General features: G+C 64.1%; 19 protein-coding genes and 1 tRNA gene. 12 read left to right on the forward strand and 8 right to left on the reverse strand.

What is annotated here, in order from left to right; all coding sequences use genetic code 11:
• Positions 1–35: 35 nt before the first annotated feature.
• Together AKL02_RS01230 and AKL02_RS01235 are read right to left on the reverse strand one after the other, a co-directional pair.
• Positions 36–746, reverse strand: coding sequence for a response regulator transcription factor (locus tag AKL02_RS01230; RefSeq protein WP_078541712.1), 711 nt, complete (start codon positions 744–746; stop codon positions 36–38).
• On the reverse strand, positions 743–2,647 hold the full coding sequence (locus AKL02_RS01235; protein WP_083076234.1) for a hybrid sensor histidine kinase/response regulator: 1,905 nt from the start codon (positions 2,645–2,647) through the stop codon (positions 743–745). Before AKL02_RS01235 ends, AKL02_RS01230 begins: the two co-directional genes overlap by 4 nt.
• 211 nt (positions 2,648–2,858) lie before the next feature.
• Between AKL02_RS01235 and AKL02_RS01240 the strand changes: the two genes are divergently transcribed.
• The 9 genes from AKL02_RS01240 (at position 2,859) to AKL02_RS01280 (ending at position 13,384) form a co-directional block, all read left to right on the forward strand.
• Positions 2,859–4,835 carry a long-chain fatty acid--CoA ligase gene (locus AKL02_RS01240; protein WP_083076232.1) on the forward strand — a complete coding sequence of 659 codons (1,977 nt, stop codon included), beginning with the start codon at positions 2,859–2,861 and terminating at the stop codon, positions 4,833–4,835.
• On the forward strand, positions 4,832–5,653 hold the full coding sequence (locus AKL02_RS01245; protein WP_078522363.1) for an ABC transporter ATP-binding protein: 822 nt from the start codon (positions 4,832–4,834) through the stop codon (positions 5,651–5,653). Before AKL02_RS01240 ends, AKL02_RS01245 begins: the two co-directional genes overlap by 4 nt.
• A gap of 38 nt (positions 5,654–5,691) precedes the next feature.
• Entirely contained in the window at positions 5,692–6,681 is a 990-nt protein-coding gene (locus tag AKL02_RS01250) for a branched-chain amino acid ABC transporter permease (protein ID WP_078550810.1), read from the forward strand.
• A gap of 148 nt (positions 6,682–6,829) precedes the next feature.
• Positions 6,830–7,012: a hypothetical protein gene (locus AKL02_RS01255; protein ID WP_078541717.1), complete on the forward strand. Its 183-nt coding sequence runs from the start codon at positions 6,830–6,832 to the stop codon at positions 7,010–7,012.
• 40 nt (positions 7,013–7,052) lie between these two features.
• Complete coding sequence (locus AKL02_RS01260) at positions 7,053–8,129, forward strand: branched-chain amino acid ABC transporter permease (RefSeq protein WP_078541718.1); 1,077 nt, start codon at positions 7,053–7,055, stop codon at positions 8,127–8,129.
• A gap of 73 nt (positions 8,130–8,202) precedes the next feature.
• Positions 8,203–9,489, forward strand: coding sequence for an ABC transporter substrate-binding protein (locus tag AKL02_RS01265; RefSeq protein WP_078522367.1), 1,287 nt, complete (start codon positions 8,203–8,205; stop codon positions 9,487–9,489).
• A gap of 58 nt (positions 9,490–9,547) precedes the next feature.
• Entirely contained in the window at positions 9,548–10,372 is an 825-nt protein-coding gene (locus tag AKL02_RS01270; RefSeq protein ID WP_083076230.1) for an ABC transporter ATP-binding protein, read from the forward strand.
• Positions 10,373–10,461: 89 nt separating this feature from the next.
• Positions 10,462–11,682: a phenylacetate--CoA ligase family protein gene (locus AKL02_RS01275; protein WP_083076228.1), complete on the forward strand. Its 1,221-nt coding sequence runs from the start codon at positions 10,462–10,464 to the stop codon at positions 11,680–11,682.
• A 52-nt stretch (positions 11,683–11,734) separates the two neighbouring features.
• A complete protein-coding gene (locus AKL02_RS01280) occupies positions 11,735–13,384 on the forward strand; it encodes a peptidoglycan-binding domain-containing protein (RefSeq protein WP_165756940.1) in 1,650 nt (549 codons plus the stop codon).
• A gap of 95 nt (positions 13,385–13,479) precedes the next feature.
• On the opposite strand, the gene ykgO is transcribed toward AKL02_RS01280, so the two are convergent.
• Both ykgO and AKL02_RS01290 read right to left on the reverse strand, forming a co-directional pair.
• Positions 13,480–13,605: a type B 50S ribosomal protein L36 gene (ykgO, locus tag AKL02_RS01285; protein WP_038074920.1), complete on the reverse strand. Its 126-nt coding sequence runs from the start codon at positions 13,603–13,605 to the stop codon at positions 13,480–13,482.
• Between the two features lie 81 nt (positions 13,606–13,686).
• Positions 13,687–13,761, reverse strand: a tRNA-Val gene (locus AKL02_RS01290).
• A gap of 180 nt (positions 13,762–13,941) precedes the next feature.
• Between AKL02_RS01290 and AKL02_RS01295 the strand changes: the two genes are divergently transcribed.
• A complete protein-coding gene (locus tag AKL02_RS01295) occupies positions 13,942–14,808 on the forward strand; it encodes an N-formylglutamate amidohydrolase (protein ID WP_108722330.1) in 867 nt (288 codons plus the stop codon).
• Position 14,809: 1 nt separating this feature from the next.
• On the opposite strand, the gene AKL02_RS01300 is transcribed toward AKL02_RS01295, so the two are convergent.
• Both AKL02_RS01300 and clpB read right to left on the reverse strand, forming a co-directional pair.
• Positions 14,810–16,072 carry a DNA polymerase IV gene (locus AKL02_RS01300; protein WP_083076224.1) on the reverse strand — a complete coding sequence of 421 codons (1,263 nt, stop codon included), beginning with the start codon at positions 16,070–16,072 and terminating at the stop codon, positions 14,810–14,812.
• A 156-nt stretch (positions 16,073–16,228) separates the two neighbouring features.
• Positions 16,229–18,850, reverse strand: coding sequence for an ATP-dependent chaperone ClpB (gene clpB / locus AKL02_RS01305; RefSeq protein ID WP_083076222.1), 2,622 nt, complete (start codon positions 18,848–18,850; stop codon positions 16,229–16,231).
• Positions 18,851–19,047: 197 nt separating this feature from the next.
• On the opposite strand from clpB, the gene AKL02_RS01310 reads away from it, so the two are divergent.
• Together AKL02_RS01310 and pyrF are read left to right on the forward strand one after the other, a co-directional pair.
• Complete coding sequence (locus AKL02_RS01310) at positions 19,048–19,257, forward strand: hypothetical protein (protein ID WP_078541724.1); 210 nt, start codon at positions 19,048–19,050, stop codon at positions 19,255–19,257.
• 71 nt (positions 19,258–19,328) lie between these two features.
• Positions 19,329–20,039, forward strand: coding sequence for an orotidine-5'-phosphate decarboxylase (gene pyrF / locus AKL02_RS01315; RefSeq protein ID WP_408648105.1), 711 nt, complete (start codon positions 19,329–19,331; stop codon positions 20,037–20,039).
• Between the two features lie 10 nt (positions 20,040–20,049).
• On the opposite strand, the gene AKL02_RS01320 is transcribed toward pyrF, so the two are convergent.
• Together AKL02_RS01320 and AKL02_RS01325 are read right to left on the reverse strand one after the other, a co-directional pair.
• Positions 20,050–20,289, reverse strand: a complete 240-nt coding sequence (locus tag AKL02_RS01320; RefSeq protein ID WP_083076220.1) for a hypothetical protein — start codon at positions 20,287–20,289, stop codon at positions 20,050–20,052.
• A 156-nt stretch (positions 20,290–20,445) separates the two neighbouring features.
• Complete coding sequence (locus tag AKL02_RS01325; protein ID WP_078522375.1) at positions 20,446–20,754, reverse strand: flagellar basal body-associated FliL family protein; 309 nt, start codon at positions 20,752–20,754, stop codon at positions 20,446–20,448.
• Between the last annotated feature and the right edge of the window lie 111 nt (positions 20,755–20,865).

Consider the following 20,865-nt stretch of genomic DNA (forward strand, 5'->3'; position numbering starts at 1 on the left):
TTAACGCTTTGATGCCCGCGCTAGAGGCGGTGTCGTCAGCTCCAGCGGACCTCGCCCAGGAAGATATAGCCTGCGCCGTAGATGGTCTTGATAAGGCGCGGGTTTTTCGGATCTTCGCCCAGCTTCGTGCGCAGCCGCGAAATCCGCACATCCATCGCCCGGTCGAAGCTCTCGCCTGCCGCACCGCCCAAGCTTTCCTGCATCTGCGCGCGGGTGATCAGCCGGTTCGGGCTTTCCAGAAACAGCCGCAGCACTTCGCCTTCGGCATGGGAGAAAGAGGTTTCGGCCCCGTCCTCCGCCACCAGAAGGTAGCGGTCGAAATGTGCGGTCCAGCCTGCGAAATGGGCGGTCTGCGCCTGCGCCGGGCCCTCGCTGCGTCCCTTGCGCAGGCGCGCACGGATGCGGGCCACGACCTCGGCCGGATCGAAGGGCTTGATGATGTAATCATCCGCGCCAAGCTCCAGCCCCGTCACGCGGTCCTGCACCTGCGCGCGGCCCGAGATGATGATGATCGCGGCCCCCGACTCCAGCGCCAGCCGATGCACCAGCGCCAGCCCGTCGCGATCGGGCAGGCCCAGATCGACGAGGCAGACATCGGGGGAGGAGCGCTTCAGCCCGGCTTCGAACTCGGTCGCGCGGCCGTAGCAGGTCGTGCGGAACCCGGCCTCTTCGAGCGCGTCGGAAAGCATCCGGCGGATTTCGGGCTCGTCGTCGAGGATCGCGACAAGGGGATGGTCGGCACTCATCGAGGCACTCCCGCAAGCAGCGCCGCAAGCTGCGCGGCGGTAAAGGGTTTCTGAAGGACCGGGCAGGGAGCCTGCGCGCGCAGCGCATCGCCCGGCGGCAGCGAGGTCATCAGGATCATGGGAACCTGATTGCGGATTTCGCGGGCAAGATCCACCCCGCTGCGCGTTCCGGGCAGCTGGATATCCGACAGAACCAGCGCGATATCGGGCAGGTTCAGCAGGGCCTCGGCCTCGGCGATCGTGCCCGCCTCGACGACCGTGTGATCCATCGCGCGCAGCATGTCTCGGGTGCTGGCGCGAATGTCCTCGTCATCCTCGACCAAGAGCACCATCATCGGCTCAGCCTGGCGCGCGGCCGGTTTCAGTGGCAGGCGCATCGTGACGCGCGCGCCGTCCTCGGTATTGGCCAGCCGCAGCGTGCCGCCCGCGAGCTTGGTTTGGTCATAGACCATCGACAGGCCAAGCCCGGAACCCTCATTGCCCTTGGTCGTGAAGAACGGATCAAGCGCATGTTCGAGCGCCTCTTCCGAGAACCCGCCGCCCTGATCGGTCACGGCGATCTCGACCCACGTATCGCGCACCGCGCGGGCCTCGATCCGGATCGTGCCGCCCTCGGCGCGCATCGCGTGATTGGCGTTCAGGATCAGGTTCAGCAGGCTGTCCTGCAACGGGCCGGGATCGAGCAGGATCGGGTCTTTCAGATCGCTATTGTCGAAATCGAGCGTCACCGGATCATGAAGGGTCGGCCCCGCCATCGCGGCGAGATCGTCGAAGAGATCGTCCAGCACCACCGCCTGCGGGCGCAACTCGCGCGGGCCGGAGATCGCGGCGATCCGGTCGAGAAGCGTGCCGCCGCGCCGGGCCGCGCCAAGGGTCGCCCGGATCGCGTCCTGCGCGTCGGCGGGCAGCCCCTCCATCCGTTCGAGCCGCCCCTGCAGACCGAGGATGATGGTCAGGAGATTGGCGAAGTCATGCGCGAGCCCCGAGGAGAGCTGTGCTGCCAATTCGCGCTTCGCGGATTGCGCGAGTGCTGCGCGGGCCTGCGCCTCATGCGTGACGTCGGTGGAGAGGATATAGACCCCGCTCACCTCGTTCTTGCTGGCAAGGTCGGGGGTCAGCGCGACGCGGATGCGCCGGCCCGACGGGTCATGGGTGATCTCGACGACGCTCGCCTCGCCCGCCAGCGCGCGCCGAAACCCGGGGGTGATCTTGCGATAGGTCTCGGGGCCGAGCGCCTCGCTCGCGTGGTGGCCGACCGCATTGGCGAGCGAGCCGGGCATCACGGTCGACAGGCGCCGGTTGGAAAAGGTGTAGATCAGGTTGCGATCGACGCGCGCGATATGGGCGGGCATCATCTCGGTCACCTGCCGGGTGCGGGCCTCGGTGATCGCCAGCTGGCGCGAGGTTTCCTCCAGCGCCATGTTGGTCGCGGCCAGTTCCCGGTTCGCCGCCGCCAGCGCCTCGGCATGGTCGAGCAGCTGGTCTGACAATTCCTCGGACCGCGCACGCAACAGCGCCTCTTGCCGCTTCACCGGCGTGATATCGGTATAGACCGTGACCCAGCCGCCTTCGGGCAGCGGCGCGCCTTCGACCGAGATCGTGCGCCCGTTCGCCCGCTGGCGCTCCATGTAATGGGCCTCGAAGGCGCGGGCGGTCTCGACACGCTCGCGGACGGCGGCCTCGATATCGTCGACCTCGCCATATTCGCCCCGCGTCACGAGGAAGCGAATCGTGTCCTCGAAGGTGGTGCCGGGCTGGGTCAGCGTGTCGGGCAGGTCGAACATCAGCTGATATTGGCGGTTCGACACGGCGAGCCGCAGATCGCTGTCGAAGATCGACAGCGCCTGTCCGATCAGGTTCAGCCCCGCCTGTGTCAGCCGCTCGCGGCTTGTTTCGCTCACCTCACCCCTCCCGCTCCTTGGCTTTTGCTACCACTGGCGGGCGGCGCGGCAAAGCGTGTTTCGCGGCGACGCGAGGTCGTAAGAATTCGTTACAATCACGAAAAGATCACGAAAACTTTGACATGGACTGTCGAGCCATGCCGAACTGTGCGCGGAGGAGCGCCCGGGGCGGTCGAGGGACGCCGGACATACCGGCACGAGGGAGGAAAATTTGGCTGACGCAGTCGCGAAGGGGCAGGAATCTGCCCAATCGATTCCTGCGCTTTTGGCGCGGAACGTGGCCCGATATGGTGGCTACCCCGCCTATCGCGAAAAGGAATTCGGGATCTGGCAGAGCTGGAGCTGGGCCGAAGCGGCCGAGGAAATCCGCGCGATGGCGCTGGGCTTCCTGAGCCTCGGCGTGGAACGGGGCGATTATATCGCCATCATCGGGCGCAACCGCCCCATGCATTACTGGTCGATGGTCGCGGCGCAGATGTGCGGCGCGATTCCGGTGCCGCTCTATCAGGACGCGGCGGCCGACGAGATGGCCTATGTGATGGAGCATTGCGGGGCGCGTTTCGTCGTCTGCGGCGATCAGGAACAGGTCGACAAGATCGTCGAGATCGAAGACCGCATCCACGCGATCACCCATGTCACCTACACCGACAAGCGCGGCATGCGGAAATACGACCATTCGCGTATGAACGCGCTGGAGGACGTGCAGGCCGAGGGCCGCGCGGGCCATTCGCGCTACGAGGCCGAGCTGGACAAGCGTATCGCCGAGCTGACCTATGACAGCACCTGCGTGATGCTCTACACCTCGGGCACGACGGGCAAGCCGAAGGGCGTTGTCCTGTCGAACCGCAACATCATCGAGACCGCCAAGGCGTCTTCGGAATTCGACCACCTGAACCATAATGACGAGGTTCTGGCCTACCTGCCGATGGCATGGGTGGGCGATTTTATCTTCTCGATCGGGCAGGCCTATTGGTCGGGCTTCACCGTGAACTGCCCGGAAAGCCCCGAGACGATGATGATCGACCTGCGCGAGATCGGGCCGACCTATTTCTTTGCGCCGCCGCGGGTCTTCGAGAACCAGCTGACCTCGGTGATGATCCGCATGGAAGATGCGGGCAAGCTGAAGAAGAAGCTGTTCGACCACTACATGAAGGTCGCGCGCGAAGTCGGCCCCGACATTCTCGACGGCAAGCCCGTCAGCTTCGGCAAGCGGATGTCCTATGCGCTGGGCAATTTCTTCGTCTATGGCCCGCTCAAGAACACGCTGGGCTTCTCGCGCATCCGCGTGGGCTACACGGCGGGCGAGGCGATCGGGCCGGAGATCTTCTCCTTCTACCGCTCGCTCGGGATCAACCTGAAGCAGCTCTACGGTCAGACCGAGGCTTCGGTCTTCATCACCCAGCAGCCCGATGGCGAAGTGCGCGCCGATACGGTGGGCGTGCCGTCTCCGGGCGTCGAGGTGAAGATCGCCGACAATGGCGAAGTCTTCTATCGCAGCCCCGGCACCTTCGTGGAGTATTACAAGAACGCTGAGAGCACGGCCTCGACCAAGGACCCGGAAGGCTGGGTCGCGACGGGCGATGCGGGCTTCTTCGAGGAAGACACCGGGCATCTGCGGATCATCGACCGCGCGAAGGACGTGGGCAAGATGGCCGACGGTCGCCTGTTCGCGCCGAAATATGTCGAGAACAAGCTGAAATTCTACCCCTCGATCCTCGAGGCGGTGGTGTTCGGCGCGGGCAAGGACCGGTGCACGGCCTTCATCAACATCGACCTCACCGCGGTCGGCAACTGGGCCGAGCGCAACAACATCTCTTACGCCTCCTATCAGGAGCTTGCGAGCCATCCGCGCGTCTATGAGATGATCCGCGAGCATGTCGAAGAGGTGAATGAAAGCATCGCCGAAGACCCGATGCTCTCGGGCTGTCAGGTCCATCGCTTCCTGATCCTGCACAAGGAACTCGACGCCGATGACGGCGAGATGACCCGCACCCGCAAGGTCCGCCGCAACGTGATCGGTGAGAAATTCGCCGACCTCATCGCGGCGCTCTACGACGGGCGTGACGAGATCTACACCGAAACGGAAGTGACCTACGAGGACGGGCGCAAAGGCTCGATCAAGGCGACGCTGAAGATCGCCGACGCGAAGGTCGTGGCCCCGAAACAGATGGCGGAGGCGGCGGAATGAAAGACATGAACGAAGGTTACGTCACCGCCGACGGCCGCCAGATCGGCGGGGTCATCATGGAGATGAAGAACATCACGCTGCGCTTCGGCGGGGTGGTGGCGATCAAGGATATCTCCTTCGACATCCGCGAGGGCGAGATCCGCGCGATCATCGGGCCGAACGGCGCGGGAAAATCCTCGATGCTGAACGTCATCTCGGGCTTCTATATCCCGACCGAGGGCGAGGTGTTCTACAAGGGCATCAAGCGCGGGCCGATGAAACCTTATCAGGTCGCGCGCCTCGGCATCGCGCGCACCTTCCAGAACATCGCGTTGTTCGACGGCATGTCGGTGCTCGACAACATCATGACCGGGCGGCTGACCCATATGAAGAAGGGTCTCATGTCGCAGGCGGGCTGGTGGTGGACGGGAGCTGCCGCCGAGGAGCACGAGAATCGCGAGAAGGTCGAGAAGATCATCGACTTTCTTGAGATCCAGAATATCCGGAAAACACCGGTGGGACGTCTGCCCTACGGCCTGAAGAAGCGGGTGGAGCTGGCGCGCGCATTGGCCGCCGAGCCGAAGATCCTTCTGCTCGACGAGCCGATGGCGGGGATGAACGTCGAAGAGAAAGAGGACATGAGCCGCTTCATCCTCGACGTGAACGACGAATTCGGCACCACCATCGTCCTGATCGAACACGATATGGGCGTCGTGATGGACCTCTCCGACCGGGTCGTCGTGATGGATTACGGCAAGAAGATCGGTGACGGCACGCCCGACGAGGTGCGCAGCAATCAAGACGTGATCGACGCCTATCTGGGGGTGGCCCATGACTGAGACCATCCGCATCGCAATTCAGACATCGGAGGCGCGTCATGCCTGATATCGTTCTCTATGCCGCCGAGGTGACGCTGAACGGCCTGATGGCAGGGGTGCTCTATGCGCTCGTGGCGCTGGGCTTCGTGTTGATCTTCAAAGCCTCTGGTATCTTCAACTACGCGCAGGGCGTGCTCGCGCTCTTTGCCGCGCTGACGCTGGTCGGCATCCAGAAGGGGCAAGTGCCCTTCGCCCATCTCATCAACGCGATGACGGGCAATCACTACACGAATTTCCCGTGGGAGGTTCCGGCAATCGTCGCGATCCTGCTGGCGGCGGCCGTGATGGTCGTGCTCGCGATCATCATCGAGAAAGTGGTGCTCAAGCATCTGGTGAACCAGGCGCCGATCATCCTCTTCATGGCGACGATCGGGATGGCCTATTTCCTCGAAGGCTTCGGGGACGTGATGTGGGGCTCTGACATCAAGACGCTCGATGTGGGGCTGCCGCAGGGCATCAACGAGACCATCGATACCGTCACCTTCAACATGTTCGGCTACGGCTTCTTCATCGACAATCTCGATATCGTGGCGGCGATCGTCGCGGTGCTGCTGGTGTCGGCGCTGACCGTGTTCTCGCAATACTCCAAGCAGGGTCGGGCACTGCGCGCGGTCGCCGATGATCACCAGGCCGCGCTGTCGGTCGGGATCTCGCTGCGCTTCATCTGGATCCTTGTCTGGTCGATCGCGGGCTTCGTGGCGCTGGTCGCGGGCATCATGTGGGGCTCGAAATCGGGCGTGCAGTTCTCGCTGTCGCTGATCGCGCTCAAGGCGCTTCCGGTGCTGATGCTGGGCGGCTTCACCTCGATCCCGGGCGCCATCGTAGGCGGTCTGATCATCGGTGTGGGCGAGAAGCTGTTCGAACTGCTGATCGGGGCGCCCTTCCTTGGCGGCGCGACCGAGAACTGGTTCGCCTATGTCCTCGCGCTCGTCTTCCTCGTGTTCCGGCCGCAGGGCCTGTTCGGCGAGAAGATAATCGAGAGGGTCTGAGCGATGATCACGACGCCTTCACGCCACGGTGAAAAATTCCTTGATCGAGCCGCGGGGGTGCGACAAGCTGCCACATGTCGTGGCGTCAAGGGGAGGGGAGCCCAGTGTCGTCGCGCTGATGTGACGATCATTGGGAGGACCGTTACCGATGAAGACCTGTGCAACCGTGTTCACGATTGGCTGGGGAGCCGCGCTGGCATTCGGATGGATCGCGCTGGCCGCGCCGCCGGAAGAACCGACCACCTTGCAAACACTGAATATCGTGCTGGCCGCCTTGGGGGCGGGAGCCGGGCTCTGGGCCTGGGTGAGGATCCGGCGCGGCAACTGCTGACGGGAGACGACGCGCTCTCCCTGACGAAAGGGAGAGGCTGATGTTTTACCGCGAAGCAGGTGATTTCAAGACATCCTACCGGGAGGACAGTCAGACCTTTCCGATCAAGTTCGACCGGCTGCGCTATTACGCGGTGCTGGTGGTCGCCTTCGGGATCGTTCCGCTGTTCATCAACGACTACTGGGCAAACGCGGTCGCGGTGCCCTTCCTGATCTACGCCATCGCGGCGATCGGGCTGAACATCCTCGTGGGCTATGCCGGGCAGGTCAGCCTTGGTACCGGGGGCTTCATGGCTGTGGGCGCTTATGCCGTCTACAAGCTGATGACGGCCTTCCCCGACATCAACATCTTCTTCCACGTCATCATCGCGGGGTTCATCACCGCCGCCGTCGGCGTGATCTTCGGCCTGCCGAGCTTGCGCATCAAGGGCTTCTACCTCGCGGTGGCGACGCTGGCGGCGCAGTTCTTCCTCGTCTGGCTCTTCAACAAGGTGCCGTGGTTCTACAACTACTCGGCCTCGGGTCAGATCAACGCGCCCGAGCGCACCGTCTTCGGCGTCTTCGTGACCGGCGCGCAGACCTCGGCGATGGCGAAATACATGTTCTGCCTCGTGATGCTGACGCTGGTGGCGCTGGTCGCGCGTAACCTGACGCGCGGCACGGTGGGGCGCAAATGGATGGCGATCCGCGACATGGATATCGCCGCCGAGATCATCGGGGTGAATCCGCTGACGACGAAACTGTCGGCCTTTGCGGTCAGCTCCTTCTTCATCGGCATCGCCGGCGCGCTGTTCTTCGCGGTCTATCTGGGCGCGGCGGAAGTGGGCGAAGCCTTCGGCATCCAGAAGTCCTTCCTGATCCTCTTCATGGTGATCATCGGCGGTCTGGGCTCGATCTTCGGCTCGTTTGCGGGCGCTGCCTTCCTCGTGCTGCTGCCGGTCTTCCTCAAGAACGTGCTCGTCGGCACGCTCGGTTGGCCCACGGACCTTGCCGCGCATATCGAGCTGATGATCGTGGGCGGGCTGATCGTGGCCTTCCTGATCGCGGAACCGCATGGCCTCGCGCAGCTCTGGCGCGTCGCGAAAGAAAAACTCCGGCTTTGGCCCTTCCCGCACTGACGGCCGGGCCGCCCAACACAAAGAACCGGGACACGCCCGGCGCAACACTCGAACATTCTGGGAGGAGAACCGAATGAAGAAGACCCTAACCGCACTGGTCGCGGCGGCGATGACGCTGACCACGGCCCCGGCTTTCGCCGAACTGGTGGTGCCGAACCTCAGCTATCGCACCGGGCCCTATGCCGCGAACGGCATCCCCTACGCCGATGGCTTCAACGACTATTTCACCCTGCTCAACGAGCGTGACGGCGGCATCGGCGGCGAGATGGTTGCGACCCCCGAATGCGAAACCGCCTACAACACCGAGAAGGGCGTGGAATGCTACGAGTCGACCAAGGGTGAAGGCGCGCTGGCCTATAACCCGCTCTCGACCGGCATCACCTATCAGCTGATCCCGAAGGTCACCGCTGACGGCATCACGCTCTACACCCCGGGCTACGGCCGCACCTCGGCTGCGAACGGCAAGGTGTTCAAGTGGGTCTTCAACTTCCCGGCCAACTACTGGGATGGCGCCTCGGTCGCGATCAAACACATCATTGATCAGGAAGGCGGCGACATCAGCGGTAAGAAAATCGCGCTGGTCTATCACAACTCCGCCTATGGCAAGGAGCCGATCCGCACGCTCGAAGAGCTGGCCAAGAAGCACGGTTTCGAGCTTTCGACCCTGCCCGTCGACCACCCCGGTCAGGAGCAGAAGTCGCAATGGCTGCAGATCCGTCGTGACAAGCCCGACTATGTCCTGATGTGGGGCTGGGGCGTCATGAACCAGGTCGCCATCCAGGAAGCCGTGAACATCCGCTTCCCGATGGATCACTTCATCGGCGTCTGGTGGTCGGGTTCGGAGAACGACGTGGCTCCGGCAGGCGACAAGGCCTCTGGCTACAAGGCGCTCTCGTTCCACGGCACCGGCATGGATTACCCGGTCTATGCGGACCTCAAGCAATATGTCGTCGATGCCGGCAAGGCGTCGGGCGCAGGCGATCAGGTCGGCACGATGCTCTATTCGCGCGGCATGTACGCGGCGATGATCATCTCGGAAGCGATCCGCAAGGCGCAGGAGATGGCCGGCAAGTCGAACGTCAACGCCGCTGAAGTGCGCGACGGTTTCGAGAACCTCGACCTCACCGAAGCCCGTCTGGAAGAGCTCGGCCTGCCGAACTTCGCCCAGCCGATCAAGGCGAGCTGCGAGAACCACGGGGGCCCCGGCTCCGCCAAAGTCTTCCAGTGGGATGCCGGTGCGAAGAAGTGGAACGAAGCCTCTGACTGGATCGAATCCGACAAGGACGTGCTGAACCCGCTGATCGAAGAAGATTCCGCAGCCTTCGCTTCGGAAAACAACATCACCGACCAGTGTAACTGATCGAAAACGGCCTCCGGCGCGCGCCGCCGGGGGCCACCCCAACGCCCCGGAGAGAACCATGCTCGACGCTTCGAAAACCGATAACACCCTTCTCGAGGTCAACAATATCGAGGTGATCTACAATCACGTCATCCTCGTGCTGAAAGGGGTGAGCCTGAGCGTGCCCAAGGGCGGGATCACCGCGCTTCTGGGCGGCAACGGCGCGGGCAAGACGACGACGCTGAAGGCGATCTCCAACCTGCTCAAATCCGAGCGCGGCGAGGTGACGAAAGGCTCGATCACCTATCGCGGCGAACGGGTGCAGGACGGCTCTCCCGCCGATCTGGTCCGCAAGGGCGTGATCCAGGTGATGGAGGGACGCCATTGCTTCGAACACCTGACCGTCGAGGAAAACCTGCTGACCGGCGCCTATACCCGCAAGGACGGGCGTGCCGCGATCCAGGCCGATCTGGATATGGTCTACGACTACTTTCCGCGCCTCAAGGAACGCCGCAAATCGCAGGCGGGCTATACCTCGGGCGGGGAGCAGCAGATGGTCGCGATGGGTCGCGCGCTGATGAGCCGCCCCGAGACGATCCTGCTGGATGAACCCTCGATGGGTCTCGCGCCGCAGCTGGTGGAGCAGATCTTCGAGATCGTGAAATCGGTTAACGAGAACGAGGACGTGACCTTCCTTCTGGCCGAGCAGAACACCAATGTCGCGCTGCGCTACGCCCATTACGGCTACATCCTCGAGAGCGGCCGCATCGTGATGGACGGTCCCGCCAAGGAATTGCGCGAGAACCCGGACGTGAAGGAATTCTACCTCGGCATGTCCGACGAAGGCCGTAAGAGCTTCCGCGACGTGCGCAGCTATCGCCGCCGCAAGCGCTGGCTGGCGTAACGGTAACTTACTGATTCAATTGAATTGCTGCGCAGCGTTTTGGGCGCGGAATAGGAGCGGTTTGTCCGCTGAACGGAAAGGGTCGAGAGATGCGCGAACATTTCGACGAATTGGAAACCCGCAGCGCCGACGCGCGTGACGCCTCTCTGGCGGAGTGCCTGCCGGCTCTGATCGGCGCGGCGATGAAGGCTCCGGGGATCGCGGCGCATCTGCAAGGCGTCGATCCGAGCGCGATCACCTCGCGCGAGGCGCTCGCGAAGCTGCCGGTGCTGCGCAAGTCCGACCTCGGGTCCGCGCAGAAAGGCGCGCCGCCCTTCGGTGGGCTGGTCACGAAACCCGCCCATGCCTTCGCGCATATCTTCCAGTCGCCCGGCCCGATCTACGAGCCCGGCGATACCAGCCACAACTGGTGGCGGCTGGGGCGTTTCGTCCATGCCGCAGGCGTCGGTCCCGGCGATATCGTGCAGAACTGCTTCGGCTATCACCTCACCCCCGCGGGCATGATGTTCGAGAATGCCGCGCGTGCGGTGGGCGCGGCCGTTCTGCCTGCGGGCACCGGCCAGACCGAATTGCAGGTCCGCGCCGCCGTCGATATCGGCACTACCACTTACGCGGGCACGCCCGATTACCTGCGCATCATCCTCGAGAAGGCCGAAGAGATGGGCGAGGCGCTGAAAATCACCAAGGCCACCGTGTCGGGCGGCGCGCTCTTCCCGTCTCTGCGTCAGGATTATGCGGATCGCGGGATCTCCTGCCTGCAATGCTACGCCACCGCCGATCTGGGCAATATCGCTTATGAGAGCGCCGCGATGGAGGGGATGATCGTGGACGAGGGCGTGATCGTCGAGATCGTCCGCCCCGGCACTGGCGATCCGGTGGCCCCCGGCGAGGTTGGTGAAGTCGTCGTGACCACGCTCAACCCCGATTACCCGCTGATCCGCTTCGCGACCGGCGATCTCTCGGCGGTAATGGAAGGCGTCAGCCCCTGCGGGCGCACCAATATGCGCATCAAGGGCTGGATGGGGCGCGCCGATCAGACGACCAAGATCAAGGGCATGTTCGTGCGCCCCGAGCAGGTCGCCAGCTTTGTCTCGGCCCATGCAGAGGTGCAAAAAGCCCGCGTCATCGCGACCCGCGACGGCGAGATGGACGTAATGACCGTGCAGATCGAAACCGAGGCAGACGATCCCGCCCGCTTCGACGGTGGTATCCGCGAGGCGCTGAAGATGAAGGGCGTGATCGAACTGGTGTCGCCCGGCTCTTTGCCCAATGATGGGAAGGTCATCGACGACCAGCGCAAATACGACTGAGGAACCGCGCGCGCACCTGAGGGGTTTCTCCGAAAAGAGAGTGGAGGAACCCATGCGTAAACTTCTTCTGACAGGTGCCGCAATCGCGGCGCTTGGCCTTCCCGCCCATGCCGCCGATCTGGCGCTGGTGCTGGGAAATTCCGATTATCAACGGATCGACGATCTTCGCTCGGGCACTGCCCTGACCGATAGCGAAGCAAAGCTGCAGACGGCGGGCTTCTCGGTGCTGATCGAGGATGACGCCGATGCGGCCGAGATCCGGTCCCGCTTCCGTGATTTCGTTACCCGCGCACCCGAGGCCGAGCGGCTGGTTGTGGCGCTCTCGGGCCGTTTTGTCCATTCCGACGGCGAGACGTGGTATCTGCCGGTCGACGCCCGCGACACCTCGCTGCCCGAAGCGGTGAGCGAGGCGCTGCCGCTGTCGGCCGTTATGACCGTGCTCGCCGCCCATCCGGGGCGCGCCGTGCTGCTTCTCGGCGCTGCGGACGATGAGGGCAACGGCCAGGGCCTGACCCAGCCGGGGATCGGGACGCTCGACATTCCGCAGGGCGTGACCGTGCTGCGCGGCAGCCCGAAGGATGTCGCCAGCCTCATGTCGGGCAACCTGACCGAGCCGGGCGCCTCGCTGATGCAATCGGCGCAGTCCGAAGACCTGCGCGCGAGCGGCTACATGCCGCGTGATTTCATCCTGGTCACCGATCCGTCGGGCAAGAAGCCCGCCCCGGTGAAGACCCCCGAGGCTGACCCGTCGGCCCCGTATTGGGACATGGCGCGTTCCGAGGACACGATCACCGCCTATCAGCTCTATCTCGACCGCTATCCGAACGGCACGAATGCCGCTCAGGCGAAGCAGCGTATCCAGCAGCTTCGCGACGAGCCTCAACGGCAAGCGAAGGCTACGGAAGAGGCGCTGAACCTCAGCCGCGATCAGAAGCGCGAGGTGCAACAGAACCTGACGATCCTGAAATTCGACCCGAAAGGTGTCGATGGTATCTTCGGGCCGGGCTCGCGCGGGGCGATCGCGCGCTGGCAGAAAGCCAACGGCTTCGACGACACCAGCTATCTGACCCGCGCCCAGCTGACTGCGCTCTCGGCGCAGGGCGAGAAACGCGCCGCCGAGCTGAAGGCCGAGGCCGAGGCCCGTCAGGCCAAGATTGATCAAGAAGACCGCGCTTATTGGGAGCAGACCGGCAAGGCGGGTGATGAGGCCGGGCTGCGCGCCTACCTCAAGAAATATCCCGACGGGCTGTTTGCGGAACTCGCGCAGGAGCGCCTCGACAAGATCGAAGCGGACCGCCGCGATGAAGCGCAGTCGGCCGATCGCGCCGATTGGGACGTCGCACGTAAAGCCGACACCATCGCCAGCTACCGTGACTATCTGGCAAGCCGCTCCGACCCGGCCTTCAAAGCTGAGGCCGAGGCACGCATCGCTGAGCTGCAGCAACAGAATCAGCAAAGCGACGCGATGGACGCGGCCGCCGCGAAAGAGGCCGCCCTCAACCTGCCCGGCGTCGCGAAATCGCTGGTGGAGCAACGCCTCGCCCAAATGGGCCTGAAGCCCGGCAAGGTCGACGGCGTCTTCGACAAAGATACGCGCCGCGCGATTCGCCGCTATCAGACCGCAGGCGGGCTGGAAGCGACCGGCTATCTCGATCAGGCCACCGTGGCGCAGCTTCTGGCCGGGGCGATCGGCGCGCGTTAAGCGCCGATCCCTATCAGCCTCAGATCGCTGAACAAAGGAAAAGGCCGCGCCGGGAAATCCCTGGCGGGGCCTTTATTCGTTTCGGCTCGGCTGCCTCAGCCCTGGCGGGCTTTGAAGCGCTTCTGCGTCTTGTTGATCACGTAGACGCGGCCTTTGCGGCGCACGACCTGGCAATCGCGATGACGCTGCTTGAGCGAGCGGAGCGAGTTGCGGACCTTCATCGGCCTTCTCCTGTATCGCGGCGCGCGGTGCGCCTTGAAAAACGAATGCCCCGGGCTTGCAAGCCGGGGGCGGTGAATAGATGGTGGGCGGTACTGGGATCGAACCAGTGGCCACTACGATGTCAACGTAGTGCTCTACCGCTGAGCTAACCGCCCACACCCGTGCGATCCCGTTTGATGCCTTTGATTCGCGCTTGCGGCTAGGCCGCGAAGGGAACCGAAAGGCGCGGTGTCGCGTCGGTCTGGGGGTCTATATAAAGAGTCGAAACGGCTTTCAAGAGGGTTTTGGCGTGAAAGCGTTCCAGTGTAAGATATTAGGCGATCATAAGAGGTTTCATGTCCGACAGCCCAGCCCTTTTGCCGCCGTTCCGGCTGGTTCGCCCCAAGGCGTTGCGGACGGCTGCGGTCTTCGCCTCGCCCCATTCCGGTGCGCAATACCCGCATAGCCTGCAGGAACGGGCCGTTCTGGACATGCTGCGCCTGCGGTCTTCCGAAGATGCTTTCGTCGATGAGCTGCTGGCGGATGTGCCGCGATTCGGCGCGCCGCTTCTCTGCGCGCAGTATCCGAGGGCCTGGGTCGATCTCAACCGGGCAGAGGACGAACTTGATTCGGCGCTGATCGCCGGGCTGGACCGGGCGCATCCGGGGCCGCGTGTCGCTGCCGGGCTCGGGGTGATTCCACGTGTGGTGTCCGGTGCGCGGGCGATCTATCGCGGCAAGATCCCGATGATCGAGGCCGAGGCGCGGATCAACCATGTCTGGCGGCCCTATCACGCGCAGCTCGAGGCGCTGATGGCCGAGGCGCATGGCGCTTTCGGGCAGGCAATTCTTCTCGATATGCATTCGATGCCCTCCGAGGCGCTGGCCACGACCGGCCCGCGCCGTGCGGAGATCGTGCTTGGCGATCGCTACGGCACCAGCGCCGACCGGGAGATCGTGCGCGAGATCGAACTGATCTTCGAAGGCGAAGGGCTGAACGTGGCGCGCAACAGCCCCTTTGCCGGGGCCTATATCACCCAGCGCTACGGGCATCCGCGCGAGGGATATCACGCGATCCAGATCGAGATCGACCGCGCCCTCTACATGGATCAGCACCGCATCGCGCCGAACGAGAATTTCAATGCGTTCGCGGCGCTGATGAGCCGGGTGGCGCGTCAGATCGCCGATCTCGGGGCACATCCGCTGCGTCACGCGGCGGAGTAAGTCACTCCCCGTCCCAGCCGCGCCCGTTGCGGATCGCATCCGCCCCGAATCGGGCCCGGATCGCATCTTTCGCCCGCTCCGCTGTTGCGCGCTTGCCCGCGTAAGGGTCGAGCAGATCGCCCGCCGGATCGCGCCCATCGGCCGCCGTGAGGTCGGAAAATCCGATGCCGATCAAGCGGTAGGCTTGGCCCTTCGGCAGCTTGTCGAACAGCGTCTCGCCCGCGCGATAGAGCGTGTCGGCCAATTGGCTCGGCTCCTCCAGCCGGGTCTGCCGGGTCACGGTCGCGAAATCGGCCTTCTTGAGCTTCAGCGTCACCGTTCGCCCGGCCAGATCGCGCGCCTTCATCCGGGCCGAGACCTTCTCGGCCAGATGCCACAGCTTGCCCATCAGCGCCTCGCGATCTGCGATATCGGTGTTGAAGGTGGTCTCGTTCGACACCGATTTCATCGGCGAGTCGGGAGAGACGCGCCGCGCATCTTGGCCGCTGGCCAACTCAAACAGCCGCCGCCCCGACGCGCCGAAACGGTCCTCCATCCGCGACAGCCCCGCGCGGCGGATATCGGCGAGCGTGCGGATGCCCGCCCGCCCCAGGGCCGAGCGCGTCGCCGCCCCCACGCCCCAAAGGATCGACACCGGCTTGTCGCGGAGAAACTCTTCCGTATCGCCACGCCCGATCACCGAGAACCCGCGCGGCTTGTCGAGGTCCGAGGCGATCTTGGCGAGGAACTTGTTATGCGACAGACCGACCGAGGCCGACACCCCGATCTCCGTCTCGATCTCCCGCGCGAGCCGCGCCATCAGGAGGGCCGGGGGCGCATGGTGCAGCCGCTCCGTTCCGCCCAGATCGAGAAACGCCTCGTCGAGCGAGAGCGGTTCGATCAGCGGCGTCAGCTCGACCATCTTCGCCCGGATCTCGCGCGAGACGCTGGCGTAATGCTCCATCCGCGGCTTGATGATCACCGCATCGGGGCACAGCTTGCGCGCCTGAAACATCGGCATGGCCGAGCGCACGCCCGAGATTCGCGCGATGTAGCAACAGGTCGTCACCACCCCGCGCGTGCCGCCGCCCACGATCACCGCCTGCGAAGACAGTTCGGGATTGTCGCGCTTCTCGACCGAGGCATAGAAACTGTCGCAATCGATATGCGCGATGGGCAGGTCGAACAGCTCCGGATGCGCCACGATCCGCGCCTTGCCGCAGGCGGGGCAACGCTTCGGCGCCTCGTCAAAACTCTTCAGGCAATGGCGGCAAAGGGCAGGCATGGGGACTCGATCCGGGGAATATCCCCTAGATACTCCTTCTTCCTCTTGGCGGAAATATCCCGGGGTGAATTGGCGCAGCCAAGAGGGGCAGCGCCCCTGACGCTGATGAAAAAGGGGCGGATCGCTCCGCCCCTCTCAAACGGCTTTCAGATGGCCTTAGTGCAGCGGCACGCCGTCGGCAGGCTTCGTGCCCCCCAAAGGCGCGCTGTGGCCGCCCACGATCAGGCCGTTCGGGCCCGCGGTGACTTCGACCGTCGCACCATCCATGATCTCGCCGCCAAGGATCGCCTCGGCCAGCGGGTCCTGCAGCGAACGCTGGATCACCCGCTTCAGCGGACGTGCGCCATAGACCGGGTCGTAGCCCGCATCGGCGAGCCACTTGTGGGCCGAGTCGTCCAGCTCCAGCGTGATCTTGCGCTGTGCCAGACGTTTCTCCAGCCGCTTGAGCTGGATCTCCACGATCCCGTCCATGTTCTCGCGGTTCAGGCGATCGAAGATCACCATCTCGTCGAGACGGTTCAGGAATTCGGGGCGGAAATGCGCCCGCACCGCATCCATCACCTGACGCTTGGCCTCGCCCGCATCCGTGCCTTCCGGCAGCTGGCTGAGCGCCTGAGAGCCTAGGTTCGAGGTCAGCACGATCAGCGTCTGCTTGAAGTCGACCGTGCGGCCCTGACCATCGGTCAGCACACCATCGTCGAGCACCTGCAGCAGCACGTTGAACACGTCCGGGTGCGCCTTCTCGACCTCGTCGAACAGCACGACCTGATAGGGACGCCGCCGGACCGCTTCGGTCAGAACGCCACCCTCGTCATAGCCGACATAGCCAGGAGGGGCACCGATCAGCCGCGCCACGGAGTGTTTCTCCATGAACTCGGACATGTCGATCCGCACCATCGCCTGATCGTCGTCGAACAGGTAATTCGCGACGGCCTTGGTCAGCTCGGTCTTACCCACACCGGTCGGGCCGAGGAAGAGGAACGAGCCCAGCGGGCGGTTCTCGTCGTTCAGCCCCGCTCGCGCACGGCGCACCGCGTTCGACACGGCGGTGATCGCTGCATCCTGACCGACGACGCGCTTGTGCAGCTCGTCTTCCATCTTCAGCAGCTTCTCGCGCTCGCCTTCCAGCATCTTGGAGGTCGGAATGCCAGTCCAGCGTTCGACCACTTCGGCGATCTGCTCGGGACGCACCGATTCCTCGACCATCAGCTCTTCGCCCTCGGCCTCATCGGCTGCGGCGAGCTGCTTCTCGAGGCTCGGGATGATGCCGTAGCTCAGCTCACCGGCGCGGGCGAGATTGCCTTCGCGCTTGGCTTGATCGAGCTCGGCCCGGGCCTTGTCGAGTTGCTCCTTGAGGTTGCGCCCCGACTCCAGCTTGTCCCGCTCGGCCTGCCACTTGGCAGTCATTTCCGAAGCGCGATCCTGCAGATCGGCCAGTTCCTTCTCGAGCTTCTCGAGACGGTCCTTCGACGCGGTGTCGTCCTCTTTCTTCAGAGCTTCCGCTTCGATCTGCATCTGCAGGATCTGACGGTCGAGCGCGTCGAGCTCCTCGGGCTTGCTGTCCACTTCCATGCGCAGACGCGAGGCGGCCTCGTCCACGAGGTCGATCGCCTTGTCGGGCAGGAAGCGGTCGGTGATGTAGCGATGCGAGAGCGTCGCAGCCGAGACCAGCGCCGAGTCGGAGATTTTCACCCCGTGGTGGAGTTCGTATTTCTCCTTGATCCCGCGCAGGATCGAGATCGTGTCCTCGACCGTCGGCTCTTCCACCATCACGGGCTGGAAACGCCGGGCCAGAGCCGCGTCCTTCTCGACATACTTGCGGTATTCATCAAGCGTCGTCGCCCCCACGCAGTGCAGCTCACCACGGGCCAGCGCCGGTTTGATCAGGTTCGCCGCATCCATCGCGCCATCGGATTTCCCAGCACCCACGAGCGTGTGCATCTCGTCGATGAAAAGGATGATCTCACCCGCAGCGGCCTCGATTTCCTTGAGGATCGCTTTCAGACGCTCTTCGAATTCACCGCGATATTTCGCACCCGCGATCAGCGCGCCCATGTCGAGCGCGAGGAGCCGCTTGTCGCGCAGCGATTCCGGCACGTCCCCGTCGATGATGCGCAGCGCAAGGCCTTCCGCGATCGCGGTCTTACCCACGCCGGGTTCACCGATCAGAACCGGGTTGTTCTTGGTCCGACGGCTCAGCACCTGCATGGTGCGCCGAATCTCGTCATCACGGCCGATGATCGGGTCGATCTTGCCTTGCTCGGCAGCTTCGGTCAGATCGCGCGCGTATTTCTTGAGCGCCTCATAGCCCTCTTCGGCCGAGGCCGAATCCGCCGTGCGGCCCTTGCGCAGATCGTTGATCGCGGCGTTGAGTTTCTGCGCCGTTACAGCGCCCGCATCGAGCGCATCCTTGGCGCGCGTGTTCACCATGGCCAGAGCCATCAGCACACGTTCAACCGGGACGAAGCTGTCGCCCGCTTTCTTGGCGATCTTCTCGGCCTCGTCGAGCACGCGCACAAGGCTCTGCTCGACATAGACCTGCCCGTCGCCGCCCGACACTTTCGGCAGTTTCGACACCGCCAGATCGACGGCTTCGAGCACGCGGGCAGGCTCGCCGCCGGCGCGCTTGATCAGATTGGCGGACAGCCCCTGATCGTCATCCATCAAAGCCTTCAGAAGATGCTCGGGCACCACACGTTGATGACCCTCGCGCATCGCGATCGTCTGCGCGGCCTGAAGGAAACCGCGAGACCGCTCCGTGAACTTCTCCATGTTCATCGGCATTCTCCTTTTTTAAAGCCCCCGGGATGTGTCTGGCCCTATATTAGGCACCGTCCTGACCGGGTCTCGATATGAAAAATGGGATGTGGCGCATCCCGCTTCAAGAGCTTTATGGCGACCATTTCGCCGCAGGTGGAAACCAAAACGCAAGGTTTAGCGTTTACGCAAGGACACCCATGCAGGAGGCTCCGAGGATGCATCATGCCAGCGCCACGCGTATCGCGCGCCTGATTTACAACGCCGCGCAGCGCCGTTTCGAGGCAGTCGTCGAATTCTTCACCCCCGGGATCGCGCAGCCGCTGCGGGTGCCCGTTCGGGTCGAAGCCAGTCCGAATATTTCCCATCGCCAGCTTGCCCGCGCGCTGACCCGCGAAGCGCAACGTCGTGGCATAGGCGGGCTGTGATCCCGCGAACGGCTTGACGTAGCGGTGATTGATCCGCATCAGGGGGCGATCTTGAAAAGGAGCGCCCAGCGATGACCGACATGACCCTGCCCGCCGACGACCGTCTCATCGTCGCCCTCGACGTGCCGAGCGCCTATGAAGGCCTCGTGCTGGCGAACCAGCTGGGCGACTCGGTGTCCTTCTACAAGATCGGTCTGGGAATGCTCACCGGCGGCGGCCTCGCGCTGGCCAGCGAGCTGAAGCAAGATCAGGGCAAACGCATTTTCCTCGACATGAAGCTGTTCGACATCGGCGCGACGGTCGAGAACGCCGTGCGCGGGCTGGCACAGTTCGATCTCGACTTCCTGACCGTGCATGGCGACCCCTATGTGGTGAAGGCCGCCAAGGAAGGCGCGGCGGGCACCGATCTGAAAATCCTCGCCGTGACGATCCTGACCTCGCTCGACCGCGAGGACCTGAACGGTGCGCTCATCAAGGACGGCGCGATCAGCGACCTCGTGGCGGAGCGTGCAGGGCGCGCGTTCGAGGCTGGTGCGGATGGCGTGATCGCCTCGCCGCAGGAAGCCGCGATGATCCGGGCGCTGCCCGAAGCGGCTGGCAAGCTCATCGTGACGCCGGGTGTGCGCCCGACGGGGGCCGATCTTGGCGATCAGAAGCGGATCGCGACCCCGGCGGCGGCCGTGGGCGCAGGTGCCGACCATATCGTCGTCGGTCGCCCGATCCACCGCGCGCCCGATCCGCGGGCTGCGGCGGAAGCGATCCTCAAAGAACTGCAGGGCTGATTAGCGTCTCTTACTGACCGTCGCCGCCTGTCGCCGGGCCGCTCGTCTTCGAGTCGGGCGCCACGTCGACCTTCGCGGCGTTTGGGTCGGATATCTGCTGCTCGCTCGGCGGATCGGTGGCGGCGTCGTCACCCCCGTCGATTGGCGTATCGGCAACGAGCCAGACCACGACACCCAGTGCCGCAACCAGTGCAACCAGGGTGAGTATCAGGCCGCCGATACTGCTCTGTCGGTTCGAATCCTTGGCCATTCTTGCTCGCCTCTTCGCTTTGATCCCTCGGTAAAGGAAACGCGAGGCTCTGACCTGCGTTCCTCCTCCCGTCATCAGATAGGCGGAGCATGGCGCAAAATGAAACGGCGCCCCGCAGGACGCCGCTTCACTTGCACGTGATCTGCGAAAGCGGGATCAGTTCGAGCCGCCGCTTTGCGTGGTGGCCTCAGCCGACGCGCCGCTCGTGTCGGTGCTGCCGCTGTCGCTGGCCGCCGCATCGCCCGAGGCGTCGGCGCTCGACGAGTCCGCCGGGGCCGCGTTGTCGTTGTTCTCGATCGTGACCGAGGTCGCGCTCGCATCGCTCTCGGTGGGCGCAGTGCTGGCGCTTTCGTCCCCGGGCGACATCATGAGCCAAAGGACGATACCGAGGGCGACGACGACCGCGCCCAGAACGAAATAGATGCCGCCCAGACCCGAGCGTTCGTGATTATGCGTGTCAGACATGATGATCTCCTGTCGATTTTCATCTCTCTGTATTGGCGAGAGAACATCGATAGGCCGCTTCCAGTTCCCGCGATGCGCGGGAAGTCGCCGGCAGCGGTTTCGTCACAGGTC

This window comes from Thioclava electrotropha (genome assembly GCF_002085925.2).
Lineage (GTDB): Bacteria > Pseudomonadota > Alphaproteobacteria > Rhodobacterales > Rhodobacteraceae > Thioclava > Thioclava electrotropha.

What these genes read in the sequence shown, in the direction of transcription:
- AKL02_RS01295 (WP_108722330.1), top strand. Translation starts at nt 13,942, where the DNA reads ATGTCCGACAGCCCAGCCCTTTTGCCGCCGTTCCGGCTGGTTCGCCCC.
- AKL02_RS01325 (WP_078522375.1), bottom strand. Translation starts at nt 20,754, where the DNA reads ATGTCTGACACGCATAATCACGAACGCTCGGGTCTGGGCGGCATCTAT.
- AKL02_RS01320 (WP_083076220.1), bottom strand. Translation starts at nt 20,289, where the DNA reads ATGGCCAAGGATTCGAACCGACAGAGCAGTATCGGCGGCCTGATACTC.
- AKL02_RS01280 (WP_165756940.1), top strand. Translation starts at nt 11,735, where the DNA reads ATGCGTAAACTTCTTCTGACAGGTGCCGCAATCGCGGCGCTTGGCCTT.
- AKL02_RS01300 (WP_083076224.1), bottom strand. Translation starts at nt 16,072, where the DNA reads ATGCCTGCCCTTTGCCGCCATTGCCTGAAGAGTTTTGACGAGGCGCCG.
- pyrF (WP_408648105.1), top strand. Translation starts at nt 19,329, where the DNA reads ATGACCGACATGACCCTGCCCGCCGACGACCGTCTCATCGTCGCCCTC.
- AKL02_RS01275 (WP_083076228.1), top strand. Translation starts at nt 10,462, where the DNA reads ATGCGCGAACATTTCGACGAATTGGAAACCCGCAGCGCCGACGCGCGT.
- clpB (WP_083076222.1), bottom strand. Translation starts at nt 18,850, where the DNA reads ATGAACATGGAGAAGTTCACGGAGCGGTCTCGCGGTTTCCTTCAGGCC.
- AKL02_RS01230 (WP_078541712.1), bottom strand. Translation starts at nt 746, where the DNA reads ATGAGTGCCGACCATCCCCTTGTCGCGATCCTCGACGACGAGCCCGAA.
- AKL02_RS01245 (WP_078522363.1), top strand. Translation starts at nt 4,832, where the DNA reads ATGAAAGACATGAACGAAGGTTACGTCACCGCCGACGGCCGCCAGATC.
- AKL02_RS01260 (WP_078541718.1), top strand. Translation starts at nt 7,053, where the DNA reads ATGTTTTACCGCGAAGCAGGTGATTTCAAGACATCCTACCGGGAGGAC.
- AKL02_RS01255 (WP_078541717.1), top strand. Translation starts at nt 6,830, where the DNA reads ATGAAGACCTGTGCAACCGTGTTCACGATTGGCTGGGGAGCCGCGCTG.
- AKL02_RS01270 (WP_083076230.1), top strand. Translation starts at nt 9,548, where the DNA reads ATGCTCGACGCTTCGAAAACCGATAACACCCTTCTCGAGGTCAACAAT.
- AKL02_RS01250 (WP_078550810.1), top strand. Translation starts at nt 5,692, where the DNA reads ATGCCTGATATCGTTCTCTATGCCGCCGAGGTGACGCTGAACGGCCTG.
- ykgO (WP_038074920.1), bottom strand. Translation starts at nt 13,605, where the DNA reads ATGAAGGTCCGCAACTCGCTCCGCTCGCTCAAGCAGCGTCATCGCGAT.
- AKL02_RS01310 (WP_078541724.1), top strand. Translation starts at nt 19,048, where the DNA reads ATGCATCATGCCAGCGCCACGCGTATCGCGCGCCTGATTTACAACGCC.
- AKL02_RS01265 (WP_078522367.1), top strand. Translation starts at nt 8,203, where the DNA reads ATGAAGAAGACCCTAACCGCACTGGTCGCGGCGGCGATGACGCTGACC.